The organism is Pseudonocardia sp. Ae717_Ps2, assembly GCF_001932475.1.
GTDB lineage: Bacteria > Actinomycetota > Actinomycetes > Mycobacteriales > Pseudonocardiaceae > Pseudonocardia.
In genome coordinates this window covers 5,122,864-5,145,453 of record NZ_MCIS01000001.1, presented here as the reverse complement: position 1 = coordinate 5,145,453, position 22,590 = coordinate 5,122,864, and the positions used below count along the sequence as shown (strand labels likewise).

Sequence of the window (22,590 nt, the reverse complement as noted above, 5' to 3'; positions counted from 1 at the left end):
GTGGACGCACGACGGCCCCGGTACTCCCTGGAAGGAGTGCCGGGGCCGTCGTCGGTCGCGGGCCGGTCCTAGACGATGGTCCAGGTGTCGCGGCCGTTGAGCAGGGCCTGCAGGTCGGCGTCGGGCTTGGCGTCCTTCGCGGCCTGGACCTGGGCGCGTGCGGCGTCGTCGTAGGTGGGGCGGTCGGTGCTGCGGAAGACCCCGGTGACGGTGTGGGTGAGGTCCTGGTCCGAGAGCCGGGACAGGGCGAAGGCGAGCTCGTGGTCGGTCTGGTCGTGGACCACGATCGTCGCGGGGTCGACCGACGCGGTCTCGACGACGGCGAGGCCGAACCCGTCCTGGACGACCGCGTGCGAGCCGCGTCCGTCCTCACCCGGGGCGCCGAAGGTGATCGGCTCGCCGTGGGTGAGGGGGATGAGCCGGTTCTCGTTGTCGCCGCGGCGCAGGACGTCGAAGCTGCCGTCGTTGAAGATGGGGCAGTCCTGGAAGATCTCGACCAGGGCGGAACCGCGGTGCTCGGCGGCGGCCTGCAGCACGGCGGTGAGGCTCTTGCGGTCGGAGTCCAGGGCGCGCCCGACGAACGACGCCTCGGCGCCCAGCGCCAGCGAGATCGGGTTGAACGGGTGGTCGAGCGAGCCCATGGGGGTGGACTTGGTGACCTTCCCGACCTCGGAGGTGGGCGAGTACTGGCCCTTGGTCAGGCCATAGATCCGGTTGTTGAACAGCAGGATCTTGATGTTGACGTTGCGGCGCAGCGCGTGGATGAGGTGGTTGCCGCCGATGGACAGGGCGTCGCCGTCACCGGTGACGACCCACACCGACAGGTCCTCCCGCGAGGTCGCCAGCCCGGTCGCGATCGTCGGGGCACGCCCGTGGATGGAGTGCATCCCGTAGGTGTTGAGGTAGTACGGGAAACGGCTCGAGCAGCCGATCCCGGAGACGAACACGGTGTTCTCGCGCTTGATGCCCAGGGTGGGCAGGAACTGGCGGACCGCGGCGAGGACGGCGTAGTCGCCGCAGCCGGGACACCAGCGGACCTCCTGGTCGGAGGTGTAGTCCTTCGCGGTCTGCTTCGCGTCCGTCGTCGGGACCCCGTCGAGGCCGCCGATGGACGGCAGACCGAGATCGGTGGCGGTCATGCCTGCGCTCCAGTGGTCTCGTTGGCGGGCCGTGGGGTGGTGTCGGCCGCGGACTCCGGGTGCTTGCCGGTGAGGTAGTCCAGGAACACGTCCTGCAGCTCCTCGGCGCCGAAGGGGAGCCCGGCGACCTTGGTGTAGCTCTTGACGTCGACCAGGTGGCGGGCGCGCAGCAGCATGGCGAGCTGGCCGAGGTTCATCTCGGGGCAGAGCACCGTGCGGTAGCGGCCCAGGATCTCGCCGAGGTTGGCCGGCATCGGGTTGAGGTTGCGCAGGTGCACCGTGGCGACCGAGTGGCCGAGCTTGCGCACCCGCCGCGCCGCGGCGTTGATCGGGCCGAAGGTCGACCCCCAGCCGACGACGAGGAAGTCCGCGTCGCCGTCGGGGTCGTCGACCACGAGGTCCGGCACCTCGATGCCGTCGATCTTGGCCTGGCGCAGCCGGACCATGCGGTCGTGGTTGTCGGGGTCGTAGGAGATCGAGCCGCGCCCGTCGGCCTTCTCCAGCCCGCCCACGCGGTGCTCCAGACCCGCGGTGCCGGGGATCGCCCACGGCCGGGCCAGGGTCTCGGGGTCACGCAGGTACGGCCAGAACTCGCCGGACCCGTCGGGGGCGTTGGGCTCGGTCGCGAACCCCGGGTCCACCGTCGGCAGGGTCTCGACGTCGGGGATCTTCCACGGCTCGGAGCCGTTGGCCAGCGCGCCGTCGGACAGCAGCATCACCGGGGTGCGGTAGCGCACGGCCATCGCGGCGGCCTCGACCGCGGCGATGAAGCAGTCGCCGGGGGTGCAGGGGGCGATCACCGGGAGCGGGGCCTCGCCGTTGCGCCCGTGCAGGGCCTGGAGCAGGTCGGCCTGCTCGGTCTTGGTGGGCAGCCCCGTCGAGGGGCCGCCGCGCTGCACGTCGATCACCAGCAGCGGAAGCTCCAGGGCCACGGCCAGGCCGACGGTCTCGGCCTTGAGCGCGATCCCCGGACCCGAGGTGGTGGTGACGCCGAGCGCGCCGCCGAACGACGCGCCCAGCGCCGCGCCGACGCCGGAGATCTCGTCCTCGGCCTGGAAGGTGGTCACGCCGAAGGCCTTGTGCTTGGACAGCTCGTGGAGGATGTCCGAGGCCGGGGTGATCGGGTAGGTGCCCAGGAACACCGGCAGGCTCGTCGTGCGTCCGGCGGCGATGATCCCGTACGCCAGCGCGACGTTCCCGGTGATCTGCCGGTAGGTCCCCGGCGCCAGCCGGGCCGGGGCGACCTCGTAGGTGACCGCGAACGCCTCGGTCGTCTCGCCGTAGGCGTGCCCGGCGCGGAAGGCCAGGATGTTGGCCTCGGCGATGTCGGGCTTCTTCGCGAACTTCTCCCGCAGGAACCGCTCGGTCGACTCCGAGGGCCGGTGGTACATCCACGACAGCAGACCCAGGGCGAACATGTTCTTCGCCCGCTCGGCGTCCTTCTTGGACAGCCCGGTCTCCTCCAGGGCGCCTCGGGTCAGGGTCGCCATCGCGACCCCGTGCACCGCGTAGGGCTCCAGGGAGCCGTCCTCGAGCGGGTTCGCCGCGTACCCGACCTTGGTCAGGTTCCGCTTGGTGAACTCGTCGGTGTTCACGATCAGCACGCCGCCGTGGGGCAGGTCGCCGATGTTGGCCTTCAACGCCGCCGGGTTCATCGCGACCAGCACGTCCGGGCGGTCCCCCGGAGTGAGGATGTCGTAGTTCGCGAAGTGCAGCTGGAACGACGACACCCCGGGCAGCGTCCCGGCAGGAGCCCGGATCTCCGCGGGGAAGTTCGGCAGCGTCGACAGGTCGTTGCCGAAGTTCGCGGTCTCGGAGGTGAAGCGGTCACCCGTCAGCTGCATGCCGTCACCGGAGTCGCCGGCGAACCGGATGACCACCCGGTCGCGCTGCACGACCTCGGAGTCGCGTGCCTCGACGGGAGTGTCGCTGGTCGTCATGGGCTGATGGTCCCCAGTTCGGCGTCGAATTGTCCCTCGATACATCGAGGTTAACTCCCGGTTCGTCCCCCTGTCCGGAGACCCGGGATCACGTCACATGGCCCGCGTCACGTTCGTGCCGCGGGTCACTTCCTGCTGATCTTCTTCTGCAGCGCCGCGACGCGTTCCGCGAACGCCTCGGAGTGCACGGTCTCGGCCTGGGCGCGGACCTCGATGTCGGTGGCGTCGGCGTGCGCGTCGAGCCGGGCGGTGATCCGCATCGTCGCCTTGGTCGTGACGATCAGGTCCCGCGGCGCGGCGGCGGCCCGGCCCGCGAGCTCACGGGCGCCGGCCATCAGGTCCTCGTCGCTGTCGTAGGCGCGCCAGACCAGACCGACGCGCTCGGCCTCGCGGGCGTCGAGGACGTCGCCGAACAGGGTCATCGCGGCGCTGCCCTGGGCGCCGAGAGCGCGCTGGGCCATCCACGTGTAGCCGCCGCCGGGGTGCAGGCCCAGCTGCATGAAGCGGACGTCGAACCGTGCGGTCGGGCCGGCCAGCCGGACGTCGCAGGCCAGGGCGAGGTTGATCCCCGCGCCGACGGCGGCGCCGTTGACCGCGGCCAGGGTCGGCAGCGGGGAGGAGGCGATGGCGAGGAACCCGGAGTAGACGCGCTTGAGCGTCGCCGGGTCGGCCTGCTGCAGCTCCGCGAGGTCGCCGCCGGCGCAGAACGCGGGCTCCTGACCGGTGACGACGATCGCGCCGACCGAGTCGTCGGCGTTCGCGGCCTCGACGGCGGCGACGAGCTTCTGCGACAGGTCCAGGTTCAGCGCGTTGCGTCGTGCCGGGTTCGACACGGTGAGCACCGCGACACCGTCGGTGACCTCGGTCCGGACCTCTGTCGTGACATCGCCGTCGCTCATGGGCCCGACTCTTCCACGCCGGGCCGGCCTCCCGCACGTGGCGGGTGCCCCGGGCCGGGCCCCGGTCACACCCGGGAACGCGCTGCCCGGTTCGTCCGTTGAGAAGGGTGACCCCAGCAGGACCGCACGGAAAGGTGACCCCGGCGTGCACAGCCACATGAACGGTCTGAAGACGGCCGTCCTCCTCGGCGCGATGAGCGCCCTGATCCTCGCGATCGGCGGGGTCCTGGGTGGCCGCGGCGGACTGGTCATCGCCCTGGTCGTCGCGTTCGCCGTGAACGGGTGGGCCTACTTCAACTCGGCGAAGATGGCGCTGCGGTCGATGCACGCCCAGCCGATCACCGAGGCCGAGTACCCCCAGCTGTTCCGGATCGTCCGCGAGCTGAGCCAGCGGGCCCGCCAGCCCATGCCGTCGCTGCACATCAGCCCGACCGACGCACCCAACGCGTTCGCCACCGGCCGCAACCCGCGGCACGCCGCGGTGTGCGTGACCACCGGTCTGCTGCACCTCCTCGACGAGCGCGAGCTGCGCGCGGTCATCGGCCACGAGCTCAGCCACGTCTACAACCGCGACATCCTGATCTCGTCGATCGCCGGAGCGCTCGCCTCGGCGGTGTCGTTCCTCGCGAACTTCGCGATGTTCGCCTCGATCTTCGGCGGCAACGACGAGGACCGCCCGAACCCGATCGCGATCATCCTGGTCGCGCTCCTCGGCCCGATCGCGGCCGGCGTGGTGCAGATGGCCGTCAGCCGGTCGCGGGAGTACCAGGCCGACGCCTCGGGGGCCGAGCTCACCGGGGACCCGTTGGGCCTGGCCTCGGCGCTGCACAAGCTCAAGTACGGCACCGCGGCCGCCCCGCTGCCCCCGGACCCGCGGCTCACGGCGCAGTCGCACCTGATGATCGCGAACCCGTTCCGGCCCGGCGAGAAGATGGCGAGGTGGTTCTCCACCCACCCGCCGATCGAGGACCGGATCGCGCGGCTCCAGCAGATGGTCCGCCGCTGACCGGACCGTTCCGGGGGTGGTTGCGCGACCCCGGGTCGCTGTTCCGTAACGGTTCGGGGTGCCGGGAGCGATGAAGCTCTCAGAGCAGAGCTCCCCCTGCGGAAGAGGACCCATGAGCGAGACCCCGTCCCAGAAGCCCCGCCACGCGCTCACCGACACCGGTGAGACCCCGTCGGTGCCGCTCCAGGGTGGCCCGGTCGAGGTCCCGTCACCGGCCCGCCCGGGGGACGACGTGGTCACCGAGGCCGGCCCGGACGAGCCGGTCGTGCTGCCGTCGGCCCGACCGTCCTCGGACGCCGACACCCCGGTCGCGCCGACGGTCGCCGAGGCGGACACCACGACCGCCTCCGACCCGGACCCGGTCACGGACGCTCCTGCCGCACCCACCCCCGCCGCGGGAACGACGCCGCCGGAGCCCCGCTCCTCCCGCCCCGCGGCGCCGCACACGGCGCCGGGCGGCGGGTCCTCCGACGACGCACCGACCACCGCGCTGCCCGTCGTCCCGCGCCCCCGCGACGCAGTCGGGCCCGGCGGCCGGCGTCCCGGCCAGGTCCCGCCACGGCAGGTCCCGGGCGGCTACGTTCCCGGCCACGTTCCGCCCCGGCAGGCCCCGGGCGGTCACGTCCCCGGGCAGTACGCCCCGGCGGGCCCGCGACACCCGGCCCGCCCGCCCGCGGCCCGGCATCCCCTCACGGGCTGGCCCCCGGCGGGCCAGCGCCCGCCCGTGCGGTTCCCGTCGGGCCCCCCGGCCCAGGCCCCGACCGTCCGGCGGCACCCCGAGCCGGTCCGCCGGGCCCCGCTTCCCGAGCCGGTCCGTCAGGCCCCGCTCCCCGAGGGTGGCGCGACCCGGACCTCCGGCGGATTCCGGCTGCCCGACTTTCCGGCTCGCACCCGGCCGGTGCTGCCGGCCGTCCTGGGTGCCGCGGCCGCGGTCGTCATGGCTCTCGGCATCGTCGCCGGGGTCACCGGTACCTCGGACGCGTCCCCGGCGCCGGTGCCCGCCCCGGTGTCCACCCCCTGACCGATCTGTTTGTATCCCCGCCGTGGGGATCTCCTGGGACGACTACCGCAACCACGACGCCGTCGGGCTGGCCGCGCTCGTCGCGGCGGGTGAGGTGAGCGCAGCCGACCTTCTGGAGGCCGCCGTCGCCCGTGCCGACGCCGTCGAGCCGGGCATCAACGCCATCCGGCTGCGGCTCGACGACGCCGCCCGCTCCCGCGCACGCGGCCCGCTGAGCGGGCCGTTCGCGGGTGTCCCGTTCCTGGTGAAGGACCTCGCCCAGCACATCGCCGGGGTCCCGACGGCGTCCGGTTCCCGCCCGCTCGCCGACCACCCGCGACCCGAGACGTCGACGGTGGTCCGACGCTGGACCGAGGCCGGTCTCGTGGTGTTCGGACGGACGGCGACTCCCGAGTTCGGCGCCCGTGCCGTCACCGAGCCCGCGCTCGGCGGGCCGACCCGCAACCCGTGGGACCCCGCCCGCACCCCCGGCGGCAGCTCCGGGGGGTCCGCCGCGGCCGTCGCCGCCGGGATCGTCCCCGCGGCCGGCGCGAGCGACGGCGGCGGCTCCATCCGCATCCCGGCCGCCGCCTGCGGGCTGTTCGGGCTCAAGCCCGGCCGCGGCGTGACGCCGTCCGGGCCGGACGTCGCGGAGGGCTTCCACGGCGCGGCGGTACAGGGCGTGCTGTCGCGGACCGTGCGGGACTCGGCCGCGCTGCTCGACGTGACGGCCGGGCCGGAACCGGAGGGTCCCTACGTCGTGCGCCCGCCGGAGCGCCCCTACGCCGACGCCGTCCGGGACGACCCGGCGCCGCTGCGGATCGGGCTGGCCACCGCGTCGCCGCTGGGTACCGAGGTCGACCCGGAGGCGGTCGCCGCGGCCACCGACGCCGCCGAGCTGTTGACCTCGCTCGGGCACGTCGTGGAGGAGTCCGCCCCAGCCCTCGACGGCCGGGCGCTGGCCACCGACTTCCTCACCACCTGGTTCTCCACGATCTCGGCCCAGGTGGCCTCGGCGCGGGCGCTGACCGGCTGCGGCGACGACGCCTTCGAGACGGAGACGCGGGTGATGGCCGCCATCGGGCGTGCCACCCCCGCGCCGGACTACCTCGCCGCGCTCGCCCGCCGCCAGGACCACACCCGCGCACTGGCCACGTTCCACGAGCGCTACGACCTGCTCCTCACCCCGACCCTGGCCCGGCCGCCGTGGCCGATCGGGGAGCTGGGGCTGCCGGCCGTGGCCCGGATCGGGGCGCAGGCGCTGCTGCGGGCCGGCGCGTCCGGCCTGTTCGGACGGCTCGGGCTGGTGGAGAGCCTGGTCGACGCCAACTTCGCCCCGGTCCCCTTCACCCAGCTGGCGAACCTGACCGGCCGGCCCGCGTCCTCGGTGCCGCTGTACCGGACGGCGTCCGGGCTGCCGCTGGGCGTGCAGTTCGTCGGGCGGCCGGGCTCGGAGCCGCTGCTGCTGGCGCTGGCGGCGCAGCTGGAGCGGGCGCGGCCGTGGGCGCACCTGCGGCCGGCGCCGCCGGCCTAGGGGAGCCGGGTCAGGTCACGGACACGGGTCGCTGCACGGCTGCGTCCGCCGGGGAGTGGTCCAGCAGCCCGTCGACGGCGGGCACCAGCGTCCGCGCGAACTCCAGCCGGCCCCGCCACCTGGTCCGTACCCGGCACCCCTGAGCCAGGGCTTCAGCAGCTCAGGGCCGGTTGGTCACCGGTAGTTGGTGAACTGCAGCGCGATGCCGAAGTCCTTGGACTTGAGCAGCGCGATGACGGCCTGCAGGTCGTCCTTCTTCTTGCCCGAGACGCGCAGCTGGTCGCCCTGGATCTGCGCCTGGACGCCCTTGAGCTTCTCGTCGCGGATGGCCTTGCTGATCTCCTTGGCCTTGTCCTGCGCGATGCCCTGGAGGATCTTGCCGCTCGCCTTGTAGGTCTTGCCGGAGATCTGCGGCTCATCGGCCTCGAACGCCTTCAGGGAGATCTGCCGCTTGATCAGCTTCTCCTTGAAGACCTCGATCCCGGCGAGCAGTCGCTCCTCGGTCTCGGACTCGAAGGTCAGCGCCTCCTCGCCGGCCCAGGCGATCGTGGTGTTGGTGCCGCGGAAGTCGAAGCGCTGCGACAGCTCCTTCGCGGCCTGGTTCAGGGCGTTGTCGACCTCCTGGCGGTCCACCTTGCTCACGACGTCGAACGACGGGTCGGCCATCGTCTCTCCTCCGGGTCGGTCGGGGACCCCTCGGCGGGGTCGTTCAGGTCGTGTCGTATCCTCGTTCACGCACTCAGCGAGACCGAGATGCACCCCGGCTGGTTGCCCGAGCGGCCAAAGGGAGCGGACTGTAAATCCGTCGGCGTAGCCTTCCCAGGTTCGAATCCTGGACCAGCCACAGCACGTGAAAGAGACCCCCGACCAGCGGAAACGCCGGAGCCGGGGGTCTCTTTCGTTGTCCGGGTGTGTCCGGTCGCCTACGGCCAGATACGGGCATCTGTGGGCCCTCCGTGGGCCAAGCCCACGCGGGGGCGCTCGCTCCTCTCGCTCGCGGGCGAGAGGAGCGTCGACGACGCCTGGCCGTAGAGCGCTACCGTCGAACGATTCCGGGGCCCGCCGGGTGACAGAGTGACAGTGTCACTGGCCTGTCACTCGAACTGTCACTCTCGTTTGTGCTGGTCAGGGGCGGTGTAGTGACAGAGTGACAGAAGAAGAGTGGGGGAACGGCACCTGACGGTCCGTGCCTGGCCCCGCGTCGGGGCATGCGGTCTCAGCGCCGTTCTGGTGCTGCGACAGCTCCGCGGCGCCACCTGAGTGGCAGGAGGCGTCTGCGGTGGTCTCAGGGCCCTGGACGGTCTCGTTCTGGAGACCGTCCTCGTTCGGGAGGAGAATCTATCGGTCTTCATCGGTCGTCTCGCCGGGTTCGTCATCGCGCACGACCGTGACGACGACGGTGAATACGAGACCGTCGCCCACATCTGGACAGCGGCCTCCCGACGACGCCGGGGCATTGAGCCTTTGCCAACCTGACGTTGGCCCTGGTCAGAAGCTTGAGACGCGACATCGGAGGCTGGCGGAGTCACCGGGGTGACCTGCATCGACAGGGAACAGGCGGGCCAGCGGGTGGCCTCGGAGGACATCCACCCACCCCGTCCCAGCCAGGTTGGCAAAGGCTCATTGCCAGGCGCCTTTTAGGTGAGGCGCGCTCCCGCTTTTCCATTGCTGCATTCGAAGAGCCCTACACCAATTACGGGGCTGCGCTCATCGGGGCCTCATCCGACAGCTGAGCCTGGCCCGGCGAGTTCCCGCTGCCCCCAGCTAGGTAAGGCTGCGAAGCTCGTCTCTGGCGTCCGCTGCGATAACTGATCCTTTAAACTGCTTCCCGTCGAGTAGGTCTCCCATCTCTGAGATTCGCCTGCGAATCCAGGAAATTTTCCGTTCCTCGGGTAGATTGATTACAGGGCGTAATACCTGCATTGCTCCATCAATTTCGCCTACTTTGACGCGGGCAGTTGCTTGATATACGTGAGCTAGAGCCTCATCGTCCAGTGATCGGAACTCATCCCCCTCGCGTTCCCACAGGGAGATGGCGCGCCCGGCGTCTCTGTCTGCTCGCTTCAGGGCTTGTGGATCGTCCAGCCACATTAGACTTGAGCCACCATAGTAGAGCTGTTTGGCGTAGCTGAAGGAGTAGAGGCCGTTCACAGAGTCGGACGCGGCTTTATCGCGCAAGGATAGAGCTTGATCTAGGAGGTCCTGCGCCTTCCTGGAGTTGTTGAGGTTGGCGGCACACTGAGCTGCTCCACATAGGAGGCGAATCGTTGACGTGCCTGCTCCTGCGTACTTCAAGCCGTCCTGGGCAAGATTGTCCGCAAGAGTGTAGTTCTTCTCGAACCGCGCCAGGAGAGATTCAGTTCCGCGGACCCAGGCGCGCAGTTCATTGTCGTTCGCGGATTCCGCTAGGTGCCATGCGGCACGAGCGTGGGTCGCGGCAATCTCGGGGTGGCCGAGGTCGAGGGCAGCGTAGATAAGCACCCCGGAGGCTCTGCCTGCCGCCAGGGTCAAGTCGCGCAATTCGTGTGGTCGCACAGCGCCTTCGGTTAGCCGCCTTAGAGACTCTTTCCGAATGTCTGTAGCCTTGCGCAGCATCGGCTCTGCGGGTTGATGTAGATAGGCGATACTGAGTGATGCAACGCTCTCGCTTAGAGCGTCGACGTCTACTGCGTCGGGATTTGCTGCTGCAGCAATGATTGCGGCCGATTCTTGTTCGGTGGCGATGAGAAGTTTCCGTTGCCGTGCACTCTCCTCTCGCTCGCTATTTGCGCGGTCCCATGCCGAAACTAGTGAGCCGGACGCATGTAACACTTGATCAGCTCGTTCAGCCCAGTCACGCCCAGGCCATCGGGCCCCTGCCGCCACATTGCTGATCCAGCCCCGTGTGGCCAGTGTCGGCCGTTCCAGCTCCCGGTAAGAGAGGCCGCGGTCGTCACGCAGCTCTCGAAACAGCGTGACGAAGTGCCGTTGGTGCTGGTCTTTGCCCCCGGAGGTCATGCGGCTGCTAAGCCTCTCGTCTCGCAGGTGTATCCACCTCGGCTTGGTGGGCTCTGGATACGGTTGTCCACTTCTCGGTTCCGGCTGTCCGGCTGAAGCTTTGAGCATGCCAACAAGCGCAAGGCTCCACGGCCAGACTGGCCAACTTCTGCGGGATCAGCGCTCTCCGGCAGGCAGTCGACGCTCGACAGCTTCGAGCCGCGCTTCGAGGGCCTGCATGGCGAGGTGGAGGGTTTCGACGGCCGGGACTGCGCTCGACCCCACCTCCTGCGGGGGTCGCCCTTCGGCTACCGCAGTGAGGTGGCCGCTGGGCCAACCAAGTGCCTCCGACACGGCGCTCAGTGTCCGGGGGGATCTGCGGCGGGACTCACCGCTCTGCAGGGCGCGGAGAGTGGAAACGCTGACTCCGGAACGCCGCGACAAGTCGACCTGTGTCACGTCCAGCTCTGCCATTCGGGTGTTCATGGCTGATGCCACGGCTTGCCAATCCATCACCGCTGTGACCTCCGTGTTAGCGCTCCTAGCTGCGTCAACTCTAGCGCTCTGAGGTCTGAGCGACGAACTTCTACGAGCTGTCGAGCGCAAGAGTTCGCTTGACCAGGCCAAAGCGAGCGCTACTATAAGCGCTAACATAAGCGGTTCAGTGAGGAGAGTTGCGATGGGTTCGATGAGTTACCTGGCCGACTGCGTCGTCCCGCTGGACGACGACCAGCGTGAGGCCCTGCACGAGTTCTGGGATCGCATGATCGCCGACGAGCTCGGGCCGATCCCCGCCGCCAACGGCAGTCCCTCGGGCAAGCCGGTCGACGGCTCGATTTCCCGGTCGTCGGTGGTTGTTGAGATCGGCACGTTCGCCCTCGCGGTGCCGGTTGCCGATGAGGTGGCGGCGTGAGTGCCCGGCTGAGTTCCGCGGTGGAGCGGGCGGCGGCGAAGGCGGCGCAGGAGCGTCCGGTGCGCCTGGTCCGGCCCGGGTGGTGGGTCTACGCCTACGGGCCCGTGGGCGGCACCTGGGCGGAGGTCGTCGCGATCGAGTGGCGTCCGCAGGGGCAGGTGCGAGTGAAGCTGCGCCATCTCGACGGTAGTGCCGGGGTGGTGGAGACCTCGCGGTCGGCGCCGATGTCGTACCTGACCGAGGCCACGGCCCGCCGGGTCGGGCTCTGCCGGTGATGTCGCAGAAGCGGGTCGTGCGCCGGGCGCGCTGACCCCCGGGTCCGGCGCGGGACGAGCCGGGACCACCGTAACTACATGATCCACATAGGACAGACGAGCGAGAGGAGCAAGGGCGATGGGTTGGTTGTCGAGTGCGGCGAAGGGTGGGGCTCGGGCGGGCCGGTCGGTGGTCGCGAACGAGTTGGCGGCGGCGGAGCACCGTCGGCATCACCGGCGGGGTCGTCACACGGAGGAGGCGTCGGGGCCGGTGCATTGCCGGTCCTGCGGGGTCCGGGTGCGGTCGGGCATGGGTGATGTGTGCTCGCGGCCGCGGTGCATGAAGGCGGCCGTGCGATGAGTACGGGTACGTGGGCGGAGCGTCGTCGTGAGGACCGGGCGGCGGCGGCGGAGCTGGCGCGTCGTGACGCCGATGCCGCGACCGAGCGGGCTTTGCATGTGGAGGCGGTGCGGGCGGAGATCGCCGAGCGCCGCCGTACCGAGAAGGGCACCCGGGATGAGGCCGCGCGGGCGGCGCGGGTCGAGCAGACCCGTAGGGCCCGGGCGGAGCGGCGGAAGCGTGCGGCGGCCCGACGGTCGGCGGTCGGGGTGTGGGCGGCCGCGCATCGGGTGGATCTGCTGATCTATCCGCTTGCGGTGGCGTCGGCGGTGATGGCGGTCCCGGCGATGGCCGCCTACGGCGTCGCCGTCTACGGGTCGTGGACCGGTGCGGTGCTGCCGGTGCTGTCGGAGTTGGGGATGTGGGCGTTCGCGCTGGCGGTGCAGTCGCGGCGCCGCACGCACCCGGGTGCCCCGCTGTGGGCGTTGCAGGCGGGGGTGTGGGCGTTCGCGGCCGTGGCCGCGGGGCTGAACGTCGCCCACGGCCTCGACGCCGGGGTGAGCACCGGGCTGGTGATGGGTGTGGTGTCGGTGGCCGGGGTGATCGCTCACCAGCTGGTGACCGCCGGGGCCCGCCCGGCCCGCAGGGCGCGCACCGAGCGGGCGGCGGAGCGCAAGCTGCGCGCGGCCCGGCGGGCTGCGTTGCGGGCCGCGGTCGCGCAGATCGACACCGACGGCGACGCCCGTCTGGTCCATGCCCCTGGGGTCTACCGGGTCGAGCGGGACGGGCTCGGCCGCCCTGTGCTGGCCCCGCACACCACGCCCGGTCTGCCTGTCGACGACGACGGCGGGGACCTGGCGGCGGAGGTGTCGGCGTGGCTGGCCGAGCAGAACCCGGGCCTGTTGAGCGTCCCGGTCCCGTCCGCTGACGACCGCGTGGACGGGACCGGGAACCACACCGAGGACCCGGGCGAGATCGGGACCGAGGACGACCGCCCCGACGGGCACGGCGTCGCCACCCTCGACCGGCCGACGGGACCGACCGGTGGTGAGCACGGTCGCCGTCGTCCGCGGAAGGTGGCCCGGCCGCGGGCTCGCTCGATGGATGCGCTGCGCGCCGAGTTTGCGGCGGCGGTGGCGGCGGGGGAGGTCGATCCGTCCTCGGCGGAGTCGATCCGTACCGGTCTGCGCTGCGCCCCGGCCCGGGCGCGGGCGCTGCGTGATGAGCACCGAACCGACCAGTCCTGACCTGCGATGATCGAGGGGAATCGACCTGTGGACAGCAACTCGCACGACCGGCACGACGAGATCGGGACCAGCATCACGGACCAAGCCGTGATCGAGGGTCCGGCGCCGCGTGCGGCGGCCGGGCGGGGTGAGCACGGGCGGCGCCCGCCGCCCCGTGGGGGCCGGGCGGGTGAGTCGCTGGTGATCGACGCCGAGTCCGTCACTGAGGAGCCGGCCACTGGTGAGGTGGTGTCTGCTGATCGGGGGCCGCGTAAGGTCGCTCGACGGGCGGGTGGGCTCGTTCGGTCCGGGGTGCATGTGGTCACGACCGCTGCGGGTGGTCCGGCGCGGCGAGCGGGGGCGGCGGCGGTGGCCGGGGTGAAGGCGACCCCGAAGGTGACCGCTCGGGCTGCGGTGACCACGGTGGCCGGGTACGGCTCGCTGGTTCGGCGCGCGGTCGCGGCAGCGACCCACGGTGGGGTGCGCGAGCAGATCCGCGCCGCCCGCGCGGCCGGGGACTCCACGGCGGTGGCGGAGTGGACCGAGCGTCTGGACACGTTGAAGGGCCACCGTGCCCAGCGGATCAAGGAACTGCCTCGTCAGGTACTGGCTGCGCTGATGGTGACCGGTATCGCCGTGGCGGTGCTTGGTGTGCTGTTGCTCGCCGGTGGGGTCACCGCGTGGCTGGCGCCGGGCGGGTTCGGCTGGGGCTCGTGGTGGGAGATGGTCGGCTTGGTGGTCCGGTTCGTGACCGCTGCGGTGACCGTCGCGGCCACGGTGGCGCTGTGGGTGGCCGGGCCGGCGCTGTTGCTGGCCGGGTGGTGGGAGGGGCGCCGCCACACTGCCGGCCCGGCGTGGCTCGCGACCAGTACCGACGCCGATCTTGACGCGCTGGTGGATGAGACCACGATCGCCCGTGCCCTGGACGCGCTGCGTATCGCCCAGATCAGCGCCTACTTGAAGGCGGGCACGCCGTTGCAGTTCCTCACCCCCGCTCGGGTTGATGGGCGCGGTACCCATGCGGTGGTCCGGCTCCCGGCCGGGGTCACCGCCGACCGCATCGCGCGGCGCCGCGCGGACCTCGCGACGGGGCTGCATCGGTTGGCCAAGGAGGTGTGGCCGACCACCGGTACCGAGGCTGGGATCCTGGATCTGTGGGTTGCGGACAAGGGCGCTCTTGCCGAGGGCGCTGGCCCGTATCCCCTGCTCGACGACAGCGCGACCACGGTGGATGTGTTCAAGGGGGTGCCGTTCGGGCGGAACCTGCGCGGCACCCCGATGGTGGCGCCGCTGCTGGAGCGCAACACTCTCGCCGGTGGGATGCCTGGACAGGGCAAGTCCTCCGCCGCCCGGGTCCTCATGGTCGGGGCCGCGCTGGACCCGACGGCTGAGCTGCGGATCTGGGTGCCGGATGCGAACTTCGACTTCGAGGTTTTCCGGCCTCGCTGCTCGCGCTACGTCATGGGTGCCGAGGACGTGCGGATCGCCGAGATCACCGAGCACCTGCGGGAGCTGCACGCCGAGGTCCAGGCCCGCGGTGAGCTGCTGGTCCGCTACGAGATCCCCGCGGTCACCCGCGAGTACGCCTCCAAGGGCGTCGGGCTGCACCCGCTGTTCTGCCTGCTGGAGGAGGCTCACGTCGCGATCCAGCACCCCACCCACGGCGCCGAGGTCGCGAAGCTGCTGGTCGACATCGTCCGGCTCGGTCGTAAGCGCGGGATCCACCTGATCGTCTCCACCCAGGCCCCCACCAAGGACTCCATGCCCCGTGATGTGACCCGCAACTGCTCCAACGGCGTCGCGTTCGCCGTCGGGGACCACGTCGCCAACGACGCCCTGCTCGGCCAGGGCGCCTACACCGCCGGGCACCGCGCCACCGAACTGATCCCCGGGGTGGACCGCGGAACCGCGGTGGTCAAGGGGTTCTCCGGGCAGCGCTCGGAGATCGTGCAGGTCTACTTCCTGTCCGTCGACAAGGACACCCCCGCCGGGGACCAGGTCACCCCGCTCATCGAACGCGCCCTCGACGCCATCGAGCGCCGTGGGAAGGGCCTGCCCGGTGCCGGGCGCCCCGCTCCGCAGGCCGAGCCGGAGCAGTCGCGGGACCTGCTCGACGACCTCGACGCCGTCCTGGGTGCCGACCCGGTCCGCATCGCCGACGTCCCGGCCCTGCTCGTGCGTCACGCACCGCGCCACCAGCCCTACCGGTCGCTGACCGGTAAGGCACTACGCGCTCAGCTCGCGGCCGAGTTCGGGATCAAGGTGCCCTCCACCGGGAACCGCTGGCCCCTCGATCCCGTCACCGTCCGTGACGCACAGGTGCGGCGGGCGACCGCGGACCTCGACGACGACCACGACGGCGACACCGAACAGGAGTGAACCGGGTCCGGCTCGGCCGGCCGCCCCGCTACACGGCGCTTCCAGCCCGCCGGGCGGGCCCGGTTAACCCGGCTCACTCGATCACTCGACGCAGGTCAGCACGTCAGAGAGCCACAACCGGGCGGGAGTGAAGAACCTAACCCGCCCACCGCCACCTCACCCACCGACCTCACCCCAGCTCCATCACCCGACACCACGCCCACCAGGCCGGTGCCGCGACCCCGTCATGCCGAAAACAGGAGCCCTCATGTCTACACACAGTCACCGAAACCCGAGCGACGTCGGCCGAGTGGACCGGGTCGCCGTCACCACGTTGGCCTCCGGCTGGCTGGAGGCGTTGTCGGGGTTCACCGAGTACACCTGCCTCACCGTGGCCTGTGTGGGCTGCGGTCAGCCTCACGTCGACGAGGACGACAACACGCTGCACCTCCCCAGCCGGGCCGCGGCGATCCTGCACGCCGACGCCACCGAGTTCTGGACGCTGGGACCGCAGGGCATGTGGTGCCCGCAGTGCCACTGGGACGCCCACGCCGCCGAACGAGCCGCCACCGAACGAGCCGCCGACGAGCGGGCCGTTGTCGAGGGGGGCTTGCGGTGAGCGCGGCGGGGGAGGAGCTGTGCCGGGTCGCGCTCGGGTTGGCCGGGCGGGGTTGGCCGGTGTTCCCGTTGCGGGCGGGTACCAAGCGCCCGGCGCTGCACGGGCACAGCACGTGCCGGGGCACCGGGCCGTGCGCGGGCGGGCACCGTGGGTGGGAGCAGCGGGCGACCACCGACCCGGACCGGATCCGCGCGGCGTGGTCGGCGGGGGTGTTCAACGTCGGTGTCGCGACCGGCCCGGCCGGGCTGCTGGTGCTCGACCTCGACACCCCCGAGCCGGGCGAGGTGCCGCCGTCGCGGTGGGCCGCCCGCGGGGTGATCGACGGCGCAGGGGTCCTGGCCGTTCTGCTCGCCGACGCCGGGTGCGTGCTCCCGGCGACCTATGAGGTGGCGACACCGTCGGGCGGGCGGCACCTGTACTTCCGGGCCCCGGCCGGGCTCGGGCTGCGCAACACCGCTGGCGAGACCGGGCGGGGGCTCGGGTGGAAGGTCGACACCCGGGCCGGTGGCGGCTACGTCGTCGCCGCCGGGTCCGCCACCCCGAGCGGGGTCTACCGCGCCGCCGACGACCATGCGCAGGCTGCCGCGCTGCCCGGTTGGCTGGCCGACCGGCTCGCCCCGCCCCCGCCCCCGGCTGTTTCAGCGGGTCCGATCCGGACCGGTGCCGGGCGCCGGGACCGCTACCTCGACGTTGCACTACGGGCTGAAACAGCACGGGTGACCGGGGCACCCAAGTCCCAGCGCAACGCCTGCCTCTACGTCGCCGCGGTCGCCCTCGGACAGCTCGTCGCCGGTGGAGCTCTACCCGAGGGCGAGGCCTGGCAGGTGCTGCGCAGCGCGTGTGCCGGGCACGTCGCCCTCGGCGCCTACAGCGCGGCGCAGGCGGACAAGACGATCGCGTCCGGTCTGCGGGCCGGGGCGAAGCGACCCCGACGGATCGAGGACGCCGCATGAACCCCCCACCCACCCCAGCCCCTCACCCCACCCCGATCGGGAACGCCCCGCACACGCCCACACAGGGCCCGTTGAGCGGCCCGCAGGGCGGGGGCAGGCGGGGCGGACCGAACTTGACGGAGGCCCCGGCGCCGCGGCGCACGGCCTGGACAGCGGAGGAACTGATGGCCATGGACTTCCCCACGCCGCGGTGGGCGGTGCCCGGGGTGATCTGTGAGGGCGTGACCCTGCTCGCCGGGCCCCCGAAGGTCGGGAAGTCCTGGATGAGTCTCGGGCTGGCGCTCGACATCGCCGCCGGACGGCCTGCGTTCGGGCGGATCCCGGCCGAGCAGGGCTCCGTGCTCTACCTCGCGCTGGAAGACACCCCACGCCGGTTGAAGTCCCGCATGGAAATCGCGTTGGGCGGGCGGCCCGCCCCGGCCGGGCTGACCCTGTCGATCGCTTGCGAACCGATGCCCGCCGGGGGCACTGAGCAGATCTCGCAATGGCTCGACGCCCACCCCGATGCCCGCATGGTTGTCATCGACGTCTTCGTCAAAGTTCGCGGCACCCCCGCCCCCGGGGTCGCCGCCTACGATGCCGACTACACGGCGATGACCCGGATCAAACGGGTCGCCGACCACTACGGCGTCGCCGTCGTGCTGGTCCACCACGTCCGCAAGGCCGCCGCCGAGGACTTCCTCGCCACCGTCTCGGGCACCAACGGGCTCGCCGGTGCCGCCGACGCGGTCCTGGTCCTCGAACGCGCCCGTGCCCGCGCGGACGGCGTCCTGCACGTCACCGGCCGCGACGTCGACGAAACCGACTACCCACTGGCGTTCGACCCGTCCGCGGGGGCGTGGTCGCTGCTCGACGGCAACGCCGCCGACTACCAGATGCGCGACACCCGCTCGCTGATCATCCGCTACCTACGCGACTACCCCGGCACCAAGCCCAAGGACATCGCCGCCGCGCTCAACCTCGACGCCGGGACCGTGCGCCAGAACTGCCGACGCATGGAGACCGACGGACAACTCCGACGCAACCCCGCCGGGCAGTACTGGCCCGGCGACACCGCCACCGCAGCAACGAGTGACAGCAGTGACAGCGGTGACGCACCCGCCGTCGAACCACTGTCACTGCTGTCACTTCGTCACTCAACCCCCGACGACCAGGGAGAACACCAGTGACGAGCCCACCCGGTCCGGGTGACAGCCGCGTGACCGCGGCGGGGCCTCACCTCTGTCACTCTGTCACTCGACCCGCGTTGACCTGCGGAAACATGAGTGACAGTTCGAGTGACACCCGCGCCGTGCTGTCACTCACCCCGGAGGGAACCCCCATGACCCGGTCCGCCGCCCGCCTCACCGTCACCGACCTCTGCACCGAACTCGCCATCTCCCGCTCCACCTTCTACGACTGGCGCGCAAAAGGCCGCGCACCCCGCTGCATCAAACTCCCCAACGGCGAAATCCGCATCCGCCGCACCGACTTCGAGAACTGGCTCGACACCCTGGAAGAGGCGACCGCCTGATGACCACCACCTACGACGTCCGCATCTGGGAGATTCAAGTCCGATACAAGCAAGAGGCAGGAAGGCGACGGCCGACCCGATACGTGGTGCGCTGGATGCTTGAACCGGGTGGCCGGTTTCAGCGATCCTTCAAGCTTCGAGCCCAGGCCGATAGCTTTCGATCGGAACTCCTCACGGCTGCTCGTCAAGGGCAGGCCTTCGACGTTGAGCAGGGCTTGCCGTCGGCAGCATTGCGAGAGTCGATGACCATGAGTTGGATCGAGTTCGCGCGGTGCTACGCGGACATGAAGTGGGGCGATAGCGCGCCGAAGAGTCGGAAGAGCACCGCGGATAACCTCATCGCCATATCGCGAGTAGTTTTTAAGGGCCGCCGCGGTGAGCCTGAGAGGTCCCTCATGGGAGCTGCTCTTCGCGTCTCCTTCAACTCGACGATGCGGCAGCAGGTCATCCCCGAGGGGATCGAGGGGGTGATTCGATGGATGGAGCGGTCCTCTCCTTCCGTCGCGGAAATCATGAAGCCAGCGAAGCTCCGGCAGATCCTCTCCGATATCGAGCGCACTGCTGCTGGTGATCGGTGCGCCAAAAATACGATCCGCCTCCGGCGAACCACCTTGCGAAATGCCATGGACTACGCTGTCGAGCGGGGGTTGCTCGCGACGAATCCGATCGGGGACATGAAGATCAAGCGCAACAAGGTATCGCTGCGCGAGGTCGACCAACGGAGCGTGGTGAATCCTGTCCAGGCGCGAACCCTTCTTCGTGCAGTCAAGGAAGACTCGCCGCGACTGCACGCGTTTTTTGCAGCCATGTATTACGCCGCCCTTCGTCCAGAAGAGGTCATCAATCTCCGAGCGCAAAACCTGACACTGCCATCTGACGGATGGGGCGAGATTGCACTGACGCGTGCGGCGCCGGAAGTCGCGGCGGAGTGGACCGATCACGGCACCGTCGGCGAGGAGCGCGAGCTGAAACACCGGGGGGTGGGTGAGGGGCGCATCGTCCCGTGTTCCCCGGCCCTCGTCGAGCTGCTGCGGGCCCACATCGCCCGCTACGGCACTACCGCGGACGGCCGACTGTTCCGCGCGATGCGGAGTGAGGCCCCGCTGTCCAGCAGTGTCTACGGCCGAGCCTGGGAGCGTGCTCGGACTGCGACGTTCACCGAGCAAGTCCTCACCTCGCCTCTGGCGCTGCGGCCGTACGACCTGCGGCACGCGGCGGTCTCGACGTGGCTGAACGCGACCGGCGATCCCACCCGGGTCGCGGAGTGGGCAGGCCACACCGTGAGTGTCCTCCTGCGGGTCTACGCGAAGTGTCTCGACGGCGGCGAGATCGAGGCGCGGCGGCGGGTCGCCGAGCGGTTAGACGGGGGCTGACCCATGGGCCTGTGGGCCGTCCGTGGGCCACACCGCCACTTCCGACGTTCGCCCCCTCCTGTTTCAGCAGGTCAGACGCGATACGGAACTTTGATCGACGGCTGGCTGTAAATCCGTCGGCGTAGCCTTCCCAGGTTCGAATCCTGGACCAGCCACAGCAGGTGAAAGAGACCCCCCGAACAGCGGAGACGCCGGAACCGGGGGTCTCTTTCGTGTCTGGGTCCGTCCGGCTGTCGCCGGGCTTCTATGGGTGTTCACGGACGCATCACGGACGCGATCATGAACGGCCGTCTCGGAGAGCCTGCTCGACCCGGCGGCGAAGAGCGTCGTCCTGACCGGCGATGCACTCGGCCGTAGACCTGCAGCGGGACATCCACGCTGTGCCCGGCCCACGACGCGAACTGCGGTCGGCTACATCGCCCCAGCACAGGATCCGTGGTGGGGCGAACAGCAGGGTCATTGCCCTGGGGGCTGACGTCCCTGTCCCGTAGTTGCGCCCCTCTCGGAGTGTTCGCCGCTGCCGGCGCTACTTGTCGCCGCGGCAACTGCGCCCGATGCGACGACGGCGGCCAGGCCTGCCACGGTCAACGAGTCCAGATGCTGGCTCAGCAGGATCGCCCCGGTGACCGCTCCGATGGCCGGGTCGAGGGAGAACAGAACGCTGACCGCACGGCTTCCGATGAGTTGTAGAGCTCGGAAGTCCAGCCAGAACGCCCCTGCGACACCCACCGCTCCCGTTGTCACGAGGATCGCGAGGCCCGGGCCGTTCAGGGACGGTGCGGAAGCAACCGAGAACGGTGTCAACACCACCGCCGATGCCGCGACGCTGAGAGCCAAGAGGTCCACTCCGCCCCGTTGCCCCACAGCGCGGCTCGCGAGGGTGTAGACGGCGAGCGCGGCGCCGGCAGTGAGCCCCACGACTACGCCGCCGGCGCTGTCGACGGTTCCTGACCGGCTGATGAGTACGACGCCGGTCAAGGCGATCACCGGAAGGACCAAGGCCGGTCCGCGGCGGAACCCGGCGCAGGCGACCGCGAACGGTCCGAGGTAGAGCAGCGTGGCCGCAACTCCGAGCGGCAGCACCGCCACAGCGGAGTAGAACGCGACGTTCATGGTGGCCATGGAGACGCCGAAGACCGCGATCCAGGTCCATTCCCGCACCGTCCGTCCACGTAGCGCCGGTCGAACGACGAGGAGCAGCACGAAAGCGCCCATTGCCTGCCGCCAACCGGCGACCGCCGCGGACCCCAGCTGGCCCACGAGCGGAGCGGTGAGCGCGGCAGAAAGCTGTACCGCCGAACACGATGCCACCACCAACGCTGCGCCCAGCGCAGGATGACACCGGGTGGGCCTCATGAGGCTGTGCGCTTCCGCTTCCGATACTCGCGGGCCTTGTTCTGGCCGCCGCACACCTGCATGGAGCACCACTTGCCTGTCCCGGGTCGGGACCGATCCCAGAACGCCCATCCGCAGGCGTCGTTCGCGCACAACTTCAACCTGCGAATGCGACTGTCCGCCAGAGCTGAGGACAAACTCAGCAGAATCCGAGTCGAGTACTGCTCGATCGGCGCACGGTCAGAAGATGCGTCGATGGACGTGCCGGAAACGGAGACGGCCATCGGGAAGACGTAGGAGTCCGTCGGCTGGTGGGTGAGGACGTTCCGGCAGGCAGAGCGAAGGTCGCGAAGGAGCGGCAGGTCCTCGTCCGCGACCCCGCCTCGCCCCGGCCAGTCCTGGCCGAGCGCTGCCGTCGCGGTGCTCGCCGTCGCGAGATGCTCCCTGTGCCGGTACAGATCCAGCGTGTTCGCCAGTCGTCGAACCGGCTCGAGCTCGATGGGAGCCGAGTGCGATGGGTCCCAGCTCGGCCCACGTGCTTCCATCACCACTAAACGATACTAACAAGTGACGCTCGATCTGGGGCCCACGGTCGCTGCTGCGGTGACAGCGTCAGCGACAGGGCGTGCGGTCGGACGCGTGAGCCGGGCATGCAGCGCCGCGGACACTGCGGCGGGGTCCTTCTGCGACACGAGGTGCCCCACACCATCGGGCGCCACGATGACCGCGCAGGTCGGCGACGCGCGTCCCCACCAGGGCGGTGTGCAGTCGCCGGAGCCCGGCGACCGCGCCGGCGCTCCGAGACCAGCCGGAAGAACCGGTGGCCACGGCTCAGCGCGAGCGCGACGGAGGCGCCCGCCCCCCCCGGATTGCAGGCAGAACAGCCCCCACGCTGCTCGTGGCCTCGTCATCGATGGGGTGACGGGTGAACAACCCATCCGGGGACGGCTGCGATGGCGTGTCCGGAGCGACTCTTTCGATATCGACGGGGTGACGCATCGACACGGTCGAGCGGACGACGTGTCACGGAGCGTGTTGCAGCAAAAGGATGCACGTCCATTCGGGTCCACTGTGGTGACGAAGCGTCGCAACGGGCGTCCGGAAGCGACATCCCCGCGGACCCTCGGCTGCCGGAAGAGAGCAATAACCTCGCGATCGGTAATGCCTCTCATCCGATAGTGGTAGAAAGTTCGTTGGATCGGGGATGGACCG

The 22,590-nt window shown here is 70.6% G+C and carries 20 protein-coding genes and 1 tRNA gene; 13 read left to right on the top strand and 8 right to left on the bottom strand.

Annotated features, from left to right (window positions below; genetic code table 11):
- Nucleotides 1–68: 68 nt before the first annotated feature.
- The 3 genes from Ae717Ps2_RS23630 to Ae717Ps2_RS23620 all read right to left on the bottom strand — a co-directional run bounded on the left by Ae717Ps2_RS23630 (nucleotide 69) and on the right by Ae717Ps2_RS23620 (nucleotide 3,978).
- Complete coding sequence (locus tag Ae717Ps2_RS23630) at nucleotides 69–1,139, bottom strand: 2-oxoacid:ferredoxin oxidoreductase subunit beta (protein ID WP_020627672.1); 1,071 nt, start codon at nucleotides 1,137–1,139, stop codon at nucleotides 69–71.
- Nucleotides 1,136–3,079, bottom strand: a complete 1,944-nt coding sequence (locus Ae717Ps2_RS23625; protein ID WP_075310052.1) for a 2-oxoacid:acceptor oxidoreductase subunit alpha — start codon at nucleotides 3,077–3,079, stop codon at nucleotides 1,136–1,138. The genes Ae717Ps2_RS23630 and Ae717Ps2_RS23625 overlap by 4 nt, the downstream gene beginning before the upstream one ends.
- A gap of 125 nt (nucleotides 3,080–3,204) precedes the next feature.
- Complete coding sequence (locus Ae717Ps2_RS23620; RefSeq protein WP_075310054.1) at nucleotides 3,205–3,978, bottom strand: enoyl-CoA hydratase; 774 nt, start codon at nucleotides 3,976–3,978, stop codon at nucleotides 3,205–3,207.
- A gap of 145 nt (nucleotides 3,979–4,123) precedes the next feature.
- On the opposite strand from Ae717Ps2_RS23620, the gene htpX reads away from it, so the two are divergent.
- From htpX to Ae717Ps2_RS23605, 3 genes are all read left to right on the top strand, one after another.
- Complete coding sequence (gene htpX, locus Ae717Ps2_RS23615; RefSeq protein WP_075310056.1) at nucleotides 4,124–4,984, top strand: zinc metalloprotease HtpX; 861 nt, start codon at nucleotides 4,124–4,126, stop codon at nucleotides 4,982–4,984.
- A 112-nt stretch (nucleotides 4,985–5,096) separates the two neighbouring features.
- Nucleotides 5,097–6,005: a hypothetical protein gene (locus Ae717Ps2_RS23610; RefSeq protein ID WP_075333909.1), complete on the top strand. Its 909-nt coding sequence runs from the start codon at nucleotides 5,097–5,099 to the stop codon at nucleotides 6,003–6,005.
- 28 nt (nucleotides 6,006–6,033) lie between these two features.
- Nucleotides 6,034–7,518 carry an amidase gene (locus Ae717Ps2_RS23605; protein ID WP_075312768.1) on the top strand — a complete coding sequence of 495 codons (1,485 nt, stop codon included), beginning with the start codon at nucleotides 6,034–6,036 and terminating at the stop codon, nucleotides 7,516–7,518.
- Between the two features lie 174 nt (nucleotides 7,519–7,692).
- Here the strand turns inward: Ae717Ps2_RS23605 and Ae717Ps2_RS23600 are convergent, their stop codons facing one another.
- Entirely contained in the window at nucleotides 7,693–8,184 is a 492-nt protein-coding gene (locus Ae717Ps2_RS23600; protein ID WP_020624857.1) for a YajQ family cyclic di-GMP-binding protein, read from the bottom strand.
- A 96-nt stretch (nucleotides 8,185–8,280) separates the two neighbouring features.
- Here Ae717Ps2_RS23600 and Ae717Ps2_RS23595 point away from each other — a divergent pair.
- Nucleotides 8,281–8,362: transfer RNA gene (locus tag Ae717Ps2_RS23595), tRNA-Tyr, on the top strand.
- A gap of 920 nt (nucleotides 8,363–9,282) precedes the next feature.
- Here Ae717Ps2_RS23595 and Ae717Ps2_RS36340 read toward each other — a convergent pair.
- On the bottom strand, nucleotides 9,283–10,515 hold the full coding sequence (locus tag Ae717Ps2_RS36340) for a helix-turn-helix domain-containing protein (RefSeq protein WP_369804853.1): 1,233 nt from the start codon (nucleotides 10,513–10,515) through the stop codon (nucleotides 9,283–9,285).
- A 156-nt stretch (nucleotides 10,516–10,671) separates the two neighbouring features.
- Complete coding sequence (locus Ae717Ps2_RS36335; RefSeq protein WP_233147668.1) at nucleotides 10,672–10,968, bottom strand: helix-turn-helix transcriptional regulator; 297 nt, start codon at nucleotides 10,966–10,968, stop codon at nucleotides 10,672–10,674.
- 205 nt (nucleotides 10,969–11,173) lie between these two features.
- On the opposite strand from Ae717Ps2_RS36335, the gene Ae717Ps2_RS23585 reads away from it, so the two are divergent.
- The 9 genes from Ae717Ps2_RS23585 to Ae717Ps2_RS23545 all read left to right on the top strand — a co-directional run bounded on the left by Ae717Ps2_RS23585 (nucleotide 11,174) and on the right by Ae717Ps2_RS23545 (nucleotide 20,043).
- Nucleotides 11,174–11,407 carry a hypothetical protein gene (locus tag Ae717Ps2_RS23585; protein WP_075310062.1) on the top strand — a complete coding sequence of 78 codons (234 nt, stop codon included), beginning with the start codon at nucleotides 11,174–11,176 and terminating at the stop codon, nucleotides 11,405–11,407.
- Nucleotides 11,404–11,682: a hypothetical protein gene (locus Ae717Ps2_RS23580; protein WP_139318919.1), complete on the top strand. Its 279-nt coding sequence runs from the start codon at nucleotides 11,404–11,406 to the stop codon at nucleotides 11,680–11,682. The genes Ae717Ps2_RS23585 and Ae717Ps2_RS23580 overlap by 4 nt, the downstream gene beginning before the upstream one ends.
- A gap of 336 nt (nucleotides 11,683–12,018) precedes the next feature.
- Nucleotides 12,019–13,248, top strand: a complete 1,230-nt coding sequence (locus Ae717Ps2_RS23575; protein WP_075334358.1) for a hypothetical protein — start codon at nucleotides 12,019–12,021, stop codon at nucleotides 13,246–13,248.
- 357 nt (nucleotides 13,249–13,605) lie between these two features.
- The gene (locus Ae717Ps2_RS23570) at nucleotides 13,606–15,606 is read left to right on the top strand and encodes a cell division protein FtsK (RefSeq protein ID WP_198932222.1); all 2,001 of its coding nucleotides are present in this window, start codon (nucleotides 13,606–13,608) and stop codon (nucleotides 15,604–15,606) included.
- A 247-nt stretch (nucleotides 15,607–15,853) separates the two neighbouring features.
- Nucleotides 15,854–16,204: a hypothetical protein gene (locus Ae717Ps2_RS23565; RefSeq protein ID WP_143510450.1), complete on the top strand. Its 351-nt coding sequence runs from the start codon at nucleotides 15,854–15,856 to the stop codon at nucleotides 16,202–16,204.
- Nucleotides 16,201–17,157: a bifunctional DNA primase/polymerase gene (locus tag Ae717Ps2_RS23560; RefSeq protein ID WP_233147667.1), complete on the top strand. Its 957-nt coding sequence runs from the start codon at nucleotides 16,201–16,203 to the stop codon at nucleotides 17,155–17,157. The genes Ae717Ps2_RS23565 and Ae717Ps2_RS23560 overlap by 4 nt, the downstream gene beginning before the upstream one ends.
- Entirely contained in the window at nucleotides 17,154–18,326 is a 1,173-nt protein-coding gene (locus Ae717Ps2_RS23555; RefSeq protein WP_075333907.1) for an AAA family ATPase, read from the top strand. The genes Ae717Ps2_RS23560 and Ae717Ps2_RS23555 overlap by 4 nt, the downstream gene beginning before the upstream one ends.
- 152 nt (nucleotides 18,327–18,478) lie before the next feature.
- Complete coding sequence (locus Ae717Ps2_RS23550; protein WP_075333906.1) at nucleotides 18,479–18,670, top strand: AlpA family transcriptional regulator; 192 nt, start codon at nucleotides 18,479–18,481, stop codon at nucleotides 18,668–18,670.
- Nucleotides 18,670–20,043: a tyrosine-type recombinase/integrase gene (locus tag Ae717Ps2_RS23545; RefSeq protein WP_075310068.1), complete on the top strand. Its 1,374-nt coding sequence runs from the start codon at nucleotides 18,670–18,672 to the stop codon at nucleotides 20,041–20,043. Before Ae717Ps2_RS23550 ends, Ae717Ps2_RS23545 begins: the two co-directional genes overlap by 1 nt.
- A gap of 456 nt (nucleotides 20,044–20,499) precedes the next feature.
- Here the strand turns inward: Ae717Ps2_RS23545 and Ae717Ps2_RS23540 are convergent, their stop codons facing one another.
- Together Ae717Ps2_RS23540 and Ae717Ps2_RS40505 are read right to left on the bottom strand one after the other, a co-directional pair.
- Nucleotides 20,500–21,246 carry a DMT family transporter gene (locus Ae717Ps2_RS23540; protein WP_158071539.1) on the bottom strand — a complete coding sequence of 249 codons (747 nt, stop codon included), beginning with the start codon at nucleotides 21,244–21,246 and terminating at the stop codon, nucleotides 20,500–20,502.
- 149 nt (nucleotides 21,247–21,395) lie between these two features.
- Nucleotides 21,396–21,662, bottom strand: a complete 267-nt coding sequence (locus Ae717Ps2_RS40505) for a CGNR zinc finger domain-containing protein (protein ID WP_226358928.1) — start codon at nucleotides 21,660–21,662, stop codon at nucleotides 21,396–21,398.
- Nucleotides 21,663–22,590: the final 928 nt, after the last annotated feature.

What these genes read in the sequence shown, in the direction of transcription:
- Ae717Ps2_RS23630 (WP_020627672.1), bottom strand. Translation starts at nt 1,139, where the DNA reads ATGACCGCCACCGATCTCGGTCTGCCGTCCATCGGCGGCCTCGACGGG.
- Ae717Ps2_RS23625 (WP_075310052.1), bottom strand. Translation starts at nt 3,079, where the DNA reads ATGACGACCAGCGACACTCCCGTCGAGGCACGCGACTCCGAGGTCGTG.
- Ae717Ps2_RS23620 (WP_075310054.1), bottom strand. Translation starts at nt 3,978, where the DNA reads ATGAGCGACGGCGATGTCACGACAGAGGTCCGGACCGAGGTCACCGAC.
- Ae717Ps2_RS23610 (WP_075333909.1), top strand. Translation starts at nt 5,097, where the DNA reads ATGAGCGAGACCCCGTCCCAGAAGCCCCGCCACGCGCTCACCGACACC.
- Ae717Ps2_RS23600 (WP_020624857.1), bottom strand. Translation starts at nt 8,184, where the DNA reads ATGGCCGACCCGTCGTTCGACGTCGTGAGCAAGGTGGACCGCCAGGAG.
- Ae717Ps2_RS36340 (WP_369804853.1), bottom strand. Translation starts at nt 10,515, where the DNA reads ATGACCTCCGGGGGCAAAGACCAGCACCAACGGCACTTCGTCACGCTG.
- Ae717Ps2_RS36335 (WP_233147668.1), bottom strand. Translation starts at nt 10,968, where the DNA reads ATGGCAGAGCTGGACGTGACACAGGTCGACTTGTCGCGGCGTTCCGGA.
- Ae717Ps2_RS23585 (WP_075310062.1), top strand. Translation starts at nt 11,174, where the DNA reads ATGGGTTCGATGAGTTACCTGGCCGACTGCGTCGTCCCGCTGGACGAC.
- Ae717Ps2_RS23575 (WP_075334358.1), top strand. Translation starts at nt 12,019, where the DNA reads ATGAGTACGGGTACGTGGGCGGAGCGTCGTCGTGAGGACCGGGCGGCG.
- Ae717Ps2_RS23565 (WP_143510450.1), top strand. Translation starts at nt 15,854, where the DNA reads ATGTCTACACACAGTCACCGAAACCCGAGCGACGTCGGCCGAGTGGAC.
- Ae717Ps2_RS23555 (WP_075333907.1), top strand. Translation starts at nt 17,154, where the DNA reads ATGAACCCCCCACCCACCCCAGCCCCTCACCCCACCCCGATCGGGAAC.
- Ae717Ps2_RS23550 (WP_075333906.1), top strand. Translation starts at nt 18,479, where the DNA reads ATGACCCGGTCCGCCGCCCGCCTCACCGTCACCGACCTCTGCACCGAA.
- Ae717Ps2_RS23545 (WP_075310068.1), top strand. Translation starts at nt 18,670, where the DNA reads ATGACCACCACCTACGACGTCCGCATCTGGGAGATTCAAGTCCGATAC.
- Ae717Ps2_RS40505 (WP_226358928.1), bottom strand. Translation starts at nt 21,662, where the DNA reads ATGGCCGTCTCCGTTTCCGGCACGTCCATCGACGCATCTTCTGACCGT.